This window comes from Mucilaginibacter sp. Bleaf8 (assembly GCF_018390515.1).
GTDB lineage: Bacteria > Bacteroidota > Bacteroidia > Sphingobacteriales > Sphingobacteriaceae > Mucilaginibacter.
The window spans coordinates 184,421-198,400 of record NZ_JAHBBK010000002.1; the positions used below are offsets into that span (position 1 = coordinate 184,421).

Here is a 13,980-nt window from a genome sequence, read left to right on the forward strand (position 1 = left end):
GCATGAATAAAGCTATCTTTTTGGATAAAGACGGTACTGTAATTAATGATGTACCTTACAATGTAAATCCCGACTTGATTACGCTTAAGCCGGGTGTTATTGAGGGTTTGCAGCAGCTCAAGGCACAAGGTTATCTGCTTGTTATGGTTACTAACCAGGCCGGCGTAGCCAAAGGATATTTTAGCGAAGATGCCCTGCCAGCGGTGGAGCATCGTTTGCAGGATTTGTTGCAGCCCTACCAATTGCGGTTAGATGCTTTTTACTATTGTCCTAATCATCCTGAGGGGACAGTTGCACCTTATAATATTGCCTGCAATTATCGTAAGCCCATGCCGGGCATGCTGCTACAGGCGGCAGCGGAATTTGATATAGACCTGGAAAGTTCCTGGATGATAGGAGATATACTACATGATGTGGAGGCGGGCAACCGTGCCGGTTGCCGCTCCATATTAATTGATAACGGTGGCGAAACAGAATGGCTTAAAGACAATGAGTTTCGCGAGCCAGATTTTGTTTGTGCAGATATGATACAGGCAGCCCAATATATTTTAAACCAAACGCCCGACCCGATTACCTGCCAGTTACTTAATTAAGTGCAGTACCTCACTGATGGGCTGATCGCTGTTAATTAATATACCGGTTACACCTGCAGCCTCTCCGGCTTCAACATCGCGTTCACGGTCGCCTATAAAATAAGATTGTGTTGGGTCTATGTTATGTTGCTCAATACCTCTTAATAGCATGCCGGGCTTTGGCTTACGGCAATCGCAGTCGCCGGTAAAGTTAGGGTGGTGGGGGCAGTAATATATATCAGCAAAGGTAACGCCGTGTTGTGCATATACGTTTTTCAAATGCTGGTGCATCTCTGCCAGCTGTTCTTCTGTGTACCAGCCTTTGGCTAAACCGCCCTGGTTGGTGGCCACAATAAGCATATAACCCCGGTCCTGAAGTTCTTTCAGTGGCGCAAGATTGTGTTCCAGTACCGTGAAATCTTCTATACGGCAAACGTAGTCACCCATTTCGCGGTTCAGAACGCCATCGCGGTCCAAAAATACCGCCTTATTCTTTGTCATGTTCTATAATAAATTATCGGGCAAAGATAAAAAAAGCCAGGTAGATACGCGCTTTTACCCGGTTTGCTACAAGGAAAGTAATAATTCTGGGGCTTGTATTGCGAAAATCATAAAATAATAGTTTATTGAGTGTTAAGTTTTTGTAAATCCATAAAAATCTATTGCTTCTATTTTAACTATGTTCCTGATATAGTATATTCGTGATTACACCTTCACTGATAGTCTTCTGAAATTGTAAATATGGATCAAGCTAATTGTAACCAGCAGGGCCTTTACCGGCCGGAATTTGAGCACGACTCCTGCGGAACCGGCTTTATAGCTAATATTAATGGGCATAAGTCGAACCAGATCATCGACGATGCGCTTACCATGCTCGAAAATATGGAGCATCGCGGCGCATGCGGATGTGATCCAGACTCGGGCGATGGCGCCGGTATACTGATTCAGTTACCACACGAGTTTCTGATGGAAGAATGTTCTAATAATCTGGAAGTAAGTTTACCTATGCCCGGCGAGTACGGTGTAGGGATGCTTTTTTTTCCAAAAGATGGAACGCTTAAAAAAGCCTGCCGCACTATTATTACCAATGCTATTGAAAAGCTTGGTTTGCCACTGCTCGGTTTCCGCAAAGTACCGGTTGATCCATCAGTAATTGGTGAAACTGCCCGCATGGCGGAACCCGATGTAGAGCAGGTGTTTGTATTACGGCCAGCCAATATTAATAATACCGAAGATTTTGAGCGCAAGCTATATGTGCTGCGTCGCTACATAAATAAAACCGTAACTGAAACTGTGCCTGATGCGGGTGAGTATTTTTACTTTACCTCTTTCTCTTGCAAAACTATGGTTTACAAGGGGCAGGTGACCACTTACCAGTTGCGCAAATATTACAGTGATCTTTCCGATTCGCGTATTGCATCGGGCTTTGCCATGATTCACTCGCGTTTCTCAACCAATACCTTCCCGTCATGGAAACTGGCACAGCCTTTCAGGCTCATTGCCCATAACGGTGAAATCAATACCCTTACCGGTAACTTGAACTGGTTCTACTCGGGTGTGAAATCGCTGGCATCATCCTACTTTACCAGCGAGGAGATGGAGATGCTGTTGCCGGTGATCGATAATAATCAGTCGGACTCTGCCTGCCTGGATAATATTGTCGAAATACTATTACATTCGGGGCGTTCGCTGCCGCATGTAATGATGATGCTGATACCTGAGGCCTGGGATGGTAATGAGCAGATGGATCCGATTAAGAGAGCATTTTATGAATACCATGCCTCATTAATGGAGCCATGGGACGGCCCGGCCGCTATTACGTTTACCGATGGTAAACTGGTTGGCGCCTTGCTTGATCGTAACGGCTTGCGCCCATTGCGTTACGCCGTTACCAGTGACGGGCGTGTTATTGCCGCATCCGAAGCTGGCGTATTAACGCTTGATGAAAGCACTGTTGTAACGAAAGGTCGTTTGCAACCAGGCAAAATGCTGCTGATAGATACCGAGCAGAGCAAAATTATTACCGACGAAGAAATTAAAATGCAAGTGGCCAGCCGTCAGCCTTACGGCCGCTGGCTCGAAAACTATAAAATACAGTTAGGCGAACTGGCCGAGCCGCGTTTGGCTTTTGCCAGCTTAACGCCTGATTCTGTATTCCGTTATCAGCAGGTATTTGGCTATACCCGCGAGGATATTGATACCATCATTAAACCGATGGCGCTGGATGGCAAAGAACCCGTAGGTTCAATGGGCACAGATATACCATTGGCTATCCTATCCGACAAGCCACAGCATATTTCTAACTACTTTAAGCAATTTTTTGCTCAGGTAACCAATCCGCCGATAGACCCAATTCGTGAGCGGTTAGTGATGAGTTTGGCTACCTTTATTGGTAACAACGGTAACTTGCTGGATGAGGATAAGATGCATTGCCACGGCGTGATGCTGAAACACCCGATACTGAAAAGCCATCAGTTGGAAAAACTGCGCAGTATTGATACCGGCTTGTTTCACGCCAAAACGCTGCAAACTTATTTCAAAGCCGATGGTCAACCCGGTTCTTTAGAAAAAGGTATTGCCCGCCTTTGTCGCTATGCCGAAGATGCGGTGGAAGATGGTTTTGAGGTATTGATTCTGTCAGACCGTGCGCTTGACTCTGAGCATGCGCCTATACCTTCGTTATTGGCTGTATCAGCCGTGCATCATCACCTTATTAAAAAAGGTTGCCGCGGTTCGGTAGGCTTGGTAGTTGAGGCTGGAGATGTTTGGGAAGTGCACCACTTTGCCTGTTTGCTGGCTTTTGGTGCTACGGCCATTAATCCCTATCTGGCATTATCTACTATTGAAACCATCAAAAACAATGGCAGCCTGGAAACCGAGCTGCATAATAAAGCACTGCATAAAAACTATGTTAAAGCAGTATGCGATGGCTTATTGAAGATATTCTCTAAAATGGGTATATCAACCCTGCAATCTTATCACGGTTCACAGGTGTTCGAGATATTGGGCATTAACCAGCAGGTTGTAAACAAATACTTCACCGGCGCGGTAACCCGCATTGGGGGCTTAGGTTTGGATGAACTGGCCCGTGAGGCGCTAACCAAACACAAAATTGGTTTCAGCAGCTCCAAAGGCGAAGTAAAGTTGTTGCCTGAAGGCGGTATCTACCAGTGGAAACGCCGCGGCGAAGCGCACCTGTTTAACCCTGAAACGGTGCATTTACTACAACATGCTACCCGTACTAATAATTACGACGTATATAAAAACTATGCCCGTTTAGTGAACGAGCAATCCGAAAAGCATTTTACCATACGAGGCTTGCTGGATTTCACCCATCACCGCGAAGCTATTTCGATAGATGAGGTAGAGCCCGCTGAAAATATAATGAAACGGTTTGCTACCGGTGCTATGTCGTTCGGGTCTATCTCGCACGAGGCGCACAGCACGCTGGCTATTGCCATGAACCGCATTGGCGGCCGAAGCAACACCGGCGAGGGTGGTGAAGATGAAATGCGGTACCAATTGCTGCCCAATGGTGATTCCATGCGGTCGTCTATTAAGCAAATTGCATCGGCCCGTTTTGGTGTGACAGCCAATTATCTCACCAATGCTGATGAGCTGCAAATTAAAATGGCGCAAGGCGCTAAGCCAGGCGAGGGCGGGCAGCTGCCGGGCCACAAAGTAGATGAGTGGATTGCCAAAACCCGCCACTCCACACCGGGTGTAGGTTTGATATCGCCGCCACCTCACCACGATATTTATTCGATTGAGGATTTGGCGCAGCTGATATTTGATTTGAAGAATGCGAACCGTGATGCACGTATTAACGTTAAGCTGGTATCTAAAGCTGGCGTAGGTACTATTGCTGCCGGTGTGGCTAAAGCCCATGCCGATGTGATACTTATTGCCGGTTTTGACGGCGGTACAGGTGCATCGCCAATCAGTTCCATCAAGCACGCTGGCTTACCATGGGAGCTTGGCTTAACCGAAGCGCACCAAACGCTGGTACGCAATAAACTACGTAGCCGTGTTATATTGCAGGCCGATGGGCAGGTTAAAACAGGTCGCGATTTAATTGTTGCCGCTTTAATGGGTGCCGAAGAGTGGGGCGTAGCTACCGCTGCATTGGTAGCCGGAGGTTGTATCATGATGCGTAAATGCCACCTGAATACTTGCCCGGTAGGTGTTGCAACCCAAGATCCCGAATTGCGTAAGCTATTCAGCGGCAAGCCTGAACATATTGTAAACCTGTTCCGCTTTTTGGCTGAGGATATGCGTGAGATTATGGCTGAGTTAGGCTTCCGTACCGTTAACGAAATGGTAGGCCGTATTCAGTTCTTGCGGGTAAAAGATAATATCAAGAGCTGGAAAGCTAAAAAGATAGATCTGTCGGGTATGTTGCACCCGGTGAACAACACCAAAGGGCATACACTGTATAACAGCGAAAAACAGGATCATGGTATGGATAATATCATTGATTGGAAACTGCTGGAGGCTGCACAACCTGCTCTGGAAGATCGTACACCTGTGTTTGCGTCATTCAATCTCAAAAATATTGACCGCACCGTTGGTACTTTGTTATCCAACGAAATTTCTAAACGTTACGGTTCGGCAGGTTTGCCCGATAATACGATCAATTTCAAATTTAAAGGTTCGGCAGGGCAAAGCTTTGGCGCGTTTGCAGCCAAAGGTATTGCCTTTGAACTGGAAGGTGAGGCTAATGACTATGTAGGCAAAGGCTTATCGGGCGCTCAGTTAGCCATCTATCCAGACGCAGAAGCAAAATTTAAATCGGAGGATAATATTATTATCGGTAACGTGGCAATATATGGTGCTACATCGGGCGAGCTGTTTGTGCGTGGTATGGCCGGTGAGCGTTTTGCCGTGCGTAACTCAGGCGCTACAGCCGTTGTGGAAGGCATAGGCGACCATGGCTGCGAATACATGACCGGTGGCCGCGCGTTAATTCTGGGTAAAACAGGCCGCAACTTTGCCGCCGGTATGAGCGGCGGTATTGCCTGGGTATACAATCCCGAAAATACCTTTGCCGATAACTGCAACCACGAAATGGTGGACCTGGATCCATTATCACGCGAGGATGAAGAGCAGATCGCAGCGCTGCTGAAAAAGCATTTTAACCTTACCCAAAGTAAGGTAGCCCAAAGCCTGCTGGCCAACTGGCCGCAAGCTGCCCGCCAGTTTGTAAAAGTATTCCCGAAAGAATACAAGAGAGTTTTACAGCAAAAACAGTATCAAACCGTTAGCCACTAATATAATATGGGAAACCCTAATGGATTTCAGAAGTTTGACAGAGAACTTCCTGGTAAAAAATCACCTGCCGAGCGGGTAAAAGATCATAACGAGTTTGTTGGTTTGTACAGTGATGAAAAGCTGAACCAGCAAGCCTCGCGCTGCATGAATTGCGGTGTTCCGTTTTGTCATTCAGGATGCCCGCTGGGCAACATCATTCCTGAGTTTAATGAAGCGGTTTATCAGAAGAATTGGGTTGAGGCCTATGAAATACTGTCCTCAACCAATAATTTCCCGGAGTTTACCGGTCGTATATGTCCGGCGCCCTGTGAGTCGGCCTGCGTGCTGAGTATCAACAAGCCGGCGGTAGTTATTGAAGAAATTGAAAAGCATATTATCGAAATTGCTTTCCAAAAGAATTTGGTTAAACCGCATAGCCCATTAATTAAAACCGGTAAAAAGGTTGCGGTGGTAGGCTCTGGTCCGGCCGGGTTGGCTGCTGCTGCGCAATTAAGCAAAGCGGGGCACCTGGTAACCGTTTACGAGCGCGATGACCGCCCGGGCGGCTTGCTGCGTTACGGTATCCCTGATTTTAAGCTGGAAAAATGGGTGATAGATCGTCGTATTCAACTGCTTGAAGAAAGTGATATTACTTTCGTATGCAATACCGAAATCGGTAAAGATATTCCGGCCGATGAGCTGGTGCGGAGTTATGATGCTGTGATTTTAGCAACCGGATCAACCGTGCCGCGCGATTTACCTATTGCGGGGCGTGAGATGAAAGGCATTTATTATGCTATGGATTACTTAACCCAGCAAAATAAACGTAACAGTAACTTGCCGGTTAATGGCACCGATCTGTTTGCGACAGACAAGCATGTGATTGTAATTGGTAATGGCGATACCGGGTCGGACTGTGTGGGTACGGCCAACCGTCAGGGGGCAAAGTCGGTTAAACAATTCGGTATGATGATGCAGCCGCCAACCGAGCGTACCATCCATATGCCATGGCCAAGCTATCCAACAATATTGCGCGATACCAGTTCGCACGAAGAAGGTTGCGAGCGTGTATGGGGAGTTAATACCAAAGCCTTTTTAGGCGACGAGAATGGCAACGTACGTGCGCTGCAGGTAACCGATATCAGTTGGGAACTGGATGATTTTGGCCGCAGGGTAAAATTCCAGGAGGTAGAAGGTTCGGAACGTGAAATACCTTGCGATATGGTATTTGTAGCCATAGGATTTTCCCATCCGCAATACGATGGCTTGCTGGAGCAACTGAACGTGGTGGTTGATCAGCGCAAAAATATCCATGCTCAGGAAGGTTTATACCGCACTAACGTAAGTAAGGTGTTTGCCTGTGGCGATGCCCGCCGTGGCCAGTCGCTGGTGGTTTGGGCTATTTCCGAAGGCCGTGAAACTGCCCGTAAGGTAGATCAGTTTTTGATGGGCCATTCCATACTGGAAACTAAAGATGCCGTAGCTGCATTTGAATACTAAAATCAGTAACCATTATAAAACTAAAAAGTCGTCTGTGTTAAACCGCAGGCGACTTTTTTTATTAAGTGAGAATGGAAAGCAATTAAGAGAGGGTAGGTAGCTTCAGCATTATTCCCCTTCCGGATACTTACGGAAAATGCTGTTGAACTTCATCTGTATCACGCCAAAGAATGCTTCACGAAATATGCCGGTCGACATTTTAGACGTACCCTCCGTACGGTCGGTAAATATGATTGGAATTTCTACCACCTTAAAGCCATGTTTAATGGTGGTATACTTCATTTCAATCTGGAAGGCATAGCCCACAAATTTGATCTTGTCCAGCCTGATGGTTTCCAGTACTCGGCGTTTGTAGCATACAAAGCCGGCTGTAGCATCATGTACATCAATGCCGGTAACAAAGCGTACGTAAACAGATGCATAATAACTCATGAGCACCCGGCTCATGGGCCAGTTAACTACGTTAACCCCTTTCACATAGCGCGAGCCTATAGCCATATCTGCGCCCTCTGCACAAGCCTGGCGCAGTTTCAGCAAATCGCTCGGGTTGTGCGAAAAGTCGGCATCCATTTCAAATATAAAATCATATTTGTGCTGTATGGACCATTTAAAGCCGTGAATGTAAGCCGTACCCAGCCCCTGCTTGCCTTGCCGCTCCTCAATAAATAACCTCTCCGGAAACTCAGTCTGCAAGCCTTTTACAATAGCCGCTGTACCATCGGGCGAGCCGTCATCTATAATCAGCAAATGAAAATCATGAGGTAAAGAAAATACTTTGCGTATCATACGCTCAATATTTTCCTTTTCATTGTAAGTGGGTATAATAACAATGCTATCTGGCACCAGGATAATGTTTAAAAAGATATTGCAAACAATGCAAGGCAACAAAAGTATCAATTCGGCGCTAAAAACGCAAAAAGCCGGCTGGTTTAAACCAGCCGGCTTTTGTTAAAAAGAGTTAAAGCGCAAAGGCCGGTTTTATCTTACACCGTTCATCAGCTTTTTCAAGATGCCTGATAGCAGGAATAATAAAACAGCTGCAACACCAGATAGGGTTACAAACACCATAAAAAACTCATACAAGTTATGGATAGTGAAGCCTACAAAAGTAGGGTAGTGGATATCAATATTCTCTTTAGCTAATACGGCTAACTGCGAGGCTGTAGCCTGTATTTTACCGTCTAATACACCTTGCAGGTCAATGCCTTTAGATGCTGCAAAAGCAAACTTGTCGCCGGTTGGTGGAATGATAGCGCCCAATGTACCAGCCAATGCATAGCCAGCGGCGTTACTGATGAACCATACACCCATCAATAATGATGAAAAGCGCTTAGGAGCTAATTTAGCCACCAGTGACAGGCCGATAGGTGACAAGCAAAGCTCGCCCATGGTGTGAAACAAATACATTACAATTAACCAGATCACACCCACTTTACCACTGGTACCGATGTCTTTTACCTGTACGGCAATAATATAATAACCTAATGCCAGCAGGGCCAAACCAATAGCTTGTTTAACGGGTGATATAGGCTCGCTGTTACGCTTTTGTAACTGTAGCCAGAACCAGCTGAACGGAAACGCCAAAACGATAATGAAAATTGAATTAGCATTCTGCACAAAGCTTGGTGGTAATAAAAATCCGAATAAGTTCAGATCGGTTTGCTTATCGGCCACAAACGTAAGCGATGAGCCTGCCTGCTCAAATGCCGCCCAAAAGAAAATAACGAAGAATGCTACAATGTATAGTGCAATAATACGCTGGCGTTCAACAGAAGTAATGGTTTTATCGGTAAGGATTAAAATGGCAAGGCTAATACCCGATGCATAAATGAATGGATATACCCAGCTTTTGATGGGGTTAGGGTCAATAGACAAATAGTGAATGCCGAAGAAAGCAAGGATCATGAATACAGATACGCCCAGGATAGATGCGGTTGTAAACTGTGCCTTTTCAGCCTCGCCGGTAGGGCTAAGCGTTGATTTGGAAAAATCGGGCTTGGTGCCGATTGCCTTTCCTTCCGGATCGGTTACGTACTTATTTTTAAGGAAGATGAACAGGATTACGCCTAAAAACATCGCTGTGCCAGCTGCCAAAAAGCCCCATTTAAAAGCTTCGACTACACGTACCTCGCCAACTTTTACATCGCCCAAAAACGGACATATACTCATGCCTAAAAAAGCACCGCAGTTGATACCCATATAAAATATGGTAAAAGCAGAGTCTAACCGTGTATCACCTTTACGGTAAAGCTGCCCCACCATTGATGAGATATTGGGTTTAAAAAAGCCATTACCTATAATGATAACTGCCAATGCAGCCCAGGCAATGTTTGTTGCCAGGCTAAGGTTGCCTGCATAGGTATAGCCACTTAAAAAAAGCAGCAACTGGCCAACACCCATAATGGCACCGCCCAAAATGATACAATTACGGTTGCCTAGATACCTATCGGATATATAGCCGCCAAACATAGGCGTAAGGTATGACAGGCCTAAAAATCCGCCATAAATAATGGAGGCATCTTTGTCAGAAAATTTCAGGGCGCTTACTAGAAACAGGGTAAGCAGGGCGCGCATACCATAAAAGTTAAAGCGCTCCCACATCTCGGTCGAAAACAGTACATATAAGCCTTTAGGATGGCCTTTTGCCGGTTGCTGAGCCAGCGATTCATCTAAGGCAAATTCAGGATCTCTACTCATATAGTTTTTTAAAAAATTTTCTAAAAATACTATATTTCCACGCAATCGAAATTTTGTGTTGAAATCTTTACCAAAAAAGATTTATAATTTGCTGGTTTTAAGCAATAACATCAGTTTCTGCGTACTGGAATTGTTGAGCGGTCGCGCAGGGCTTGCTTTTTAGGATCTTCAATATCTACATCCTGTGCTGACGGTACATTGCGCATATCAAGATTCTCTTTCAATATCCATTTGCCTTTCATTAACTGGTAGCCATCATAGGTAAAATCGGGGCCATATAAATTGGGCTGATCTTTCAGCTTTTCGTCGGGTGGTGCCAGGTGATCAAAAACAATCAGGTTTTGCTCGGGTATGTAGCGCAGCAGCATGGAAGCCTGCCTGCTGTATTCAAATACGGCTCTGTGCCGGGTTTTGCCCTTGCTTTGCAATACGGGTGAGCCAAATACCGGCTTGCCGTTTTTAAATGATAATACCTCGATTACCTTTTTGGTAGATTTTACGTTGTTGCCCTTCCAGCCCAGCAATACATAATAAGGTGATACGCCGGTTACCGGGATTATTTTATAATATTCGGCACCGTACCATTTGCGGTTATCTGTTACCGAGTCTTCGGGGTTTTTTAACAAAGGCGAGTAATCTTCAAGCGGGTGCAGTACCAGGGTAGGGGAGTTCATTTGCATGGCGCCGTAAAAACGATAACTGCCGTCCTCATTCATCACAAACCAGCTGAATATACGGAACTTGTTGTCTGGCGACTTCAGTATGCTGATCGTTTTCAACGAATCAAACTCATAGGCAAAGGAGTTGTTAACTTTCAATGCGCTTACCAACGTTCGTATAAAATTGTAATTGGCGTTTTTACGCTCCGCCTCGTTTGGATTATTAATTATCCGGCGACCAATGCGTGTTAGGCTGTCATGATAGGTTTGCAACACCTTGGCATCTTGCCCAGTAATGTGTGCCTGGGCACGTGTTACTATTGGTAAAATGCTGCAAAGCAAACAGATAAACAGAATTTTTTTCATGCGCATGTTGTGTGTAATCGTATAATAAGCTTTTATAGTGCTAAATTGTTGGAGAAAAAGGTTGAAATGAATAATAGCTGTAAAGATAACCATACATGCCTTTGCAGCAAACGAAGCAAATAGCGGGTAATGTGGTGAAATGTTAAGCAATTTACTTTTACCTTTGACATGCAACTGTAGTTGATAGTTTAATTAATTAGATGGCAAAATTTTCGGTTTCGCGCCAAAAGGCTTTATTACGTAAATACGCCGTCGGTGTTAAGTTTTTAATGATCCTATCGAGCGTGTGCTTGATCGTTTTGTGCTTACCCCGACAAGCTAAGTTCAGGTACGAGTTTGAGAAAGGCCGTATCTGGAGCCAGAAAGATCTGGTAGCACCATACAGCTTTGCTATCCTGAAAAGCCCTCAGCAAATAGAAGCCGATCAGGAAGAAGCGCTAAAAAGTGTTTTTCCCATTTATCAGCTTGATGCAGCCGTTGAGCAGCAACAGATGGAGGGCTTCAAAAGTGACTTTGATATTAAATGGGCCAACTCCGGCATCAGCGAAAAGTTAAAGAACGTACATCTGAAGGCAGGACAGGCCTTATTAAAACACGTTTACGAAACGGGCTTGCTTACGCTCAATGCGAAATACCTGCGCCATTCCGAAAACTATGGCATAACTATCGTAAATCATAACGTTGCTGTCGAAAAAAATACTACCGGTTTGTATACTAAAGAAAAAGCATTGGCTTACTGCAATGCTGAACTGAATAGATACAGCCTGGTGGATAAAGCATTTATGCTGGATGTGCTGCAAAACCGCCTGCAAAACAACCTGAACTACGATGATAAACTTACCCGGAAACTGGAAAACGATGTGCTGGAAAACCTGTCGACTACACGGGGCGTGGTGCAAAAGGGAGAGCTGATTGTAACCAAGGGAACGGTAATTAACGATGAGGTTTACCAAAGACTACAATCTTACAAGCAATCATTTGAGGATAATGCCCAAACGAATGGCGACCATAAATTGGTATTGTTAGGTCAGTTTTTGCTGGTATGCATTGTGGTGCTGCTATTGGTGGTGTTTTTACGTCTTTTCCGTAAAGATATTTATTACGACAACCGGTTAGTTGGCCTGATACTGCTGGTTATAACGGCCATGCTGGCCACCTTGTCATGGGCTATTTATGTACAGATTCCCAACTTGTACTATATACCTTATTGCATTGTTCCAATCATCATCCGCATTCTGTTTGATACGCGTTTGGCTCTCAATATCCATTTACTGGTTATATTAATTGCCGGATTTTTTGTGCCCAACAGTTTTGAGTTTGCCTACTATGAAATTACGGCAGGCATGGTATCTATTTACAGTATCAAAAATCTGCTGCGTCGCGGGCAGTTCCTTACCTCAGCGGTAATTATTACACTTAATTATTTTGTTGCCTTTGTTGGGATATCGCTGATACGGGAAGGGAATATCAACAGTATTGAATGGGGAGAATTTTTGCCGTTCATTGTAAGTGTAATGCTTACTCTTTTGGCTTATCCTTTAATATATGCATTTGAGAAGGCATTCCGTATTACATCCGATCTTACATTAATTGAGCTCACTAATACCAATGCACCATTGCTGCGTGAAATGGCCTTTAAAGCACCGGGTACCTTTCAGCACTCCCTACAGGTAGCTAACCTGGCCGAGAATGCTATTTATGCCATAGGTGGTAATGCTTTACTTGTAAGGGCAGGGGCATTGTATCACGATATAGGTAAAATGGAGAACCCGCTTTATTTTATCGAGAATCAAAGTTCGGGCTTTAACCCGCATGATAAGCTATCATATGAAGAAAGTGCCCAGATCATCATACGGCACGTGCGTACAGGCGTGGAAATGGCACGCAAAGCCAACCTGCCCGAAACGATAATCAACTTCATACGCACACACCATGGCAATACCCGGGTAGACTATTTTTATCAATCTTTTCTGAAAAATTTCCCCGAAAAGTTTGTCGACGAGAATACTTTCCGGTATCCAGGGCCTATTCCTTTCTCCAAAGAAACAGGTGTTTTAATGATGGCCGACTCGGTTGAAGCGGCATCCCGCTCCCTTCGTGAACCTGACGCACAATCCATCAATGATCTTGTGGATCGGATTGTAAGCTACAAACTAAATCAAAACCAACTGAAAGACAGTGATATAACTTTGAAGGATATAGAGACGATAAAAAGCATATTTAAACGCATGCTGATGAGTATTTATCACGTGCGAATAGATTATTGAAAATTTTTAAAAAAGTTTTGAAAGATTAACCTGTTTCCTATATTTGCAGTCCCCAAACACGGGGTGCTAACGCAAAAGGTGAGGTGCCTGAGAGGCCGAAAGGATCAGTTTGCTAAACTGACGTACGGGAAACTGTACCGAGGGTTCGAATCCCTCCCTCACCGCCAGCAACTATAGTAAAACGCATTAAAAGCCTGTAAATGATGCATTTACGGGCTTTTTTTATTCTCAGTCATATCGTAAAACGCACATATTTTCACATAATTCCGTTGTGACTTTCATTGTGACTTTTTTCCAAGAGAAAAGCCACAATGAGAAGCCTGCAATACTCTGTTTGATAGGATGTTCACAAGATGTACATCTTGATTTTTCTTAGCCGCATTTCGATATTTATTCACCCAAAAAATGTGTCGTCATGTTGGAAAAAAGTTTTGGTATTTTATTTTACCTCAGAAAGCAAAGAAATTAAAAATCAGATTTGATGTACGTTTACCTCAAAGTTATGGTAGACGGCGTTCCATGGAAGTGTCCGTGAAACGTTCTTGGTCCTCTACGCGCTGGAATTATAAGGCTCAAGCCGGAGACAACAAGACACAGATTATTCCCGAAGAAAGCCCGAGTGGGGGTATAGCCACCATTTTAACAACCTTATCCGAACGGTTATTCTGG

The 13,980-nt window shown here is 44.7% G+C and carries 8 protein-coding genes and 1 tRNA gene; 5 read left to right on the plus strand and 4 right to left on the minus strand.

Annotation, left to right across the window (positions count from 1 at the left end; translation table 11 throughout):
• Nucleotides 1–2: 2 nt before the first annotated feature.
• Complete coding sequence (locus KHS38_RS09790; RefSeq protein ID WP_213488383.1) at nt 3–593, plus strand: D-glycero-alpha-D-manno-heptose-1,7-bisphosphate 7-phosphatase; 591 nt, start codon at nt 3–5, stop codon at nt 591–593.
• Here KHS38_RS09790 and KHS38_RS09795 read toward each other — a convergent pair.
• Complete coding sequence (locus tag KHS38_RS09795) at nt 582–1,073, minus strand: D-glycero-alpha-D-manno-heptose-1,7-bisphosphate 7-phosphatase (protein ID WP_213488384.1); 492 nt, start codon at nt 1,071–1,073, stop codon at nt 582–584. The two genes, KHS38_RS09790 and KHS38_RS09795, sit on opposite strands and share 12 nt — an antisense overlap.
• 240 nt (nt 1,074–1,313) lie before the next feature.
• On the opposite strand from KHS38_RS09795, the gene gltB reads away from it, so the two are divergent.
• Together gltB and KHS38_RS09805 are read left to right on the plus strand one after the other, a co-directional pair.
• On the plus strand, nt 1,314–5,843 hold the full coding sequence (gene gltB / locus KHS38_RS09800; protein WP_213488385.1) for a glutamate synthase large subunit: 4,530 nt from the start codon (nt 1,314–1,316) through the stop codon (nt 5,841–5,843).
• A gap of 6 nt (nt 5,844–5,849) precedes the next feature.
• The gene (locus KHS38_RS09805) at nt 5,850–7,322 is read left to right on the plus strand and encodes a glutamate synthase subunit beta (protein WP_213488386.1); all 1,473 of its coding nucleotides are present in this window, start codon (nt 5,850–5,852) and stop codon (nt 7,320–7,322) included.
• A 108-nt stretch (nt 7,323–7,430) separates the two neighbouring features.
• Here KHS38_RS09805 and KHS38_RS09810 read toward each other — a convergent pair whose 3' ends face one another.
• The 3 genes from KHS38_RS09810 to KHS38_RS09820 all read right to left on the minus strand — a co-directional run bounded on the left by KHS38_RS09810 (nt 7,431) and on the right by KHS38_RS09820 (nt 11,044).
• On the minus strand, nt 7,431–8,165 hold the full coding sequence (locus KHS38_RS09810; protein WP_213488387.1) for a polyprenol monophosphomannose synthase: 735 nt from the start codon (nt 8,163–8,165) through the stop codon (nt 7,431–7,433).
• Nucleotides 8,166–8,300: 135 nt separating this feature from the next.
• A complete protein-coding gene (locus tag KHS38_RS09815; protein WP_213488388.1) occupies nt 8,301–10,019 on the minus strand; it encodes a peptide MFS transporter in 1,719 nt (572 codons plus the stop codon).
• A 110-nt stretch (nt 10,020–10,129) separates the two neighbouring features.
• Nucleotides 10,130–11,044 carry a hypothetical protein gene (locus KHS38_RS09820; RefSeq protein ID WP_213488389.1) on the minus strand — a complete coding sequence of 305 codons (915 nt, stop codon included), beginning with the start codon at nt 11,042–11,044 and terminating at the stop codon, nt 10,130–10,132.
• Nucleotides 11,045–11,244: 200 nt separating this feature from the next.
• Here KHS38_RS09820 and KHS38_RS09825 point away from each other — a divergent pair, with 200 nt between their 5' ends.
• Nucleotides 11,245–13,311: an HD family phosphohydrolase gene (locus KHS38_RS09825; RefSeq protein WP_213488390.1), complete on the plus strand. Its 2,067-nt coding sequence runs from the start codon at nt 11,245–11,247 to the stop codon at nt 13,309–13,311.
• Nucleotides 13,312–13,388: 77 nt separating this feature from the next.
• Nucleotides 13,389–13,478 (plus strand) — tRNA-Ser (locus KHS38_RS09830).
• Nucleotides 13,479–13,980 lie beyond the last annotated feature (502 nt).

What these genes read in the sequence shown, in the direction of transcription:
- KHS38_RS09790 (WP_213488383.1), top strand. Translation starts at nt 3, where the DNA reads ATGAATAAAGCTATCTTTTTGGATAAAGACGGTACTGTAATTAATGAT.
- KHS38_RS09795 (WP_213488384.1), bottom strand. Translation starts at nt 1,073, where the DNA reads ATGACAAAGAATAAGGCGGTATTTTTGGACCGCGATGGCGTTCTGAAC.
- gltB (WP_213488385.1), top strand. Translation starts at nt 1,314, where the DNA reads ATGGATCAAGCTAATTGTAACCAGCAGGGCCTTTACCGGCCGGAATTT.
- KHS38_RS09805 (WP_213488386.1), top strand. Translation starts at nt 5,850, where the DNA reads ATGGGAAACCCTAATGGATTTCAGAAGTTTGACAGAGAACTTCCTGGT.
- KHS38_RS09815 (WP_213488388.1), bottom strand. Translation starts at nt 10,019, where the DNA reads ATGAGTAGAGATCCTGAATTTGCCTTAGATGAATCGCTGGCTCAGCAA.
- KHS38_RS09820 (WP_213488389.1), bottom strand. Translation starts at nt 11,044, where the DNA reads ATGAAAAAAATTCTGTTTATCTGTTTGCTTTGCAGCATTTTACCAATA.
- KHS38_RS09825 (WP_213488390.1), top strand. Translation starts at nt 11,245, where the DNA reads ATGGCAAAATTTTCGGTTTCGCGCCAAAAGGCTTTATTACGTAAATAC.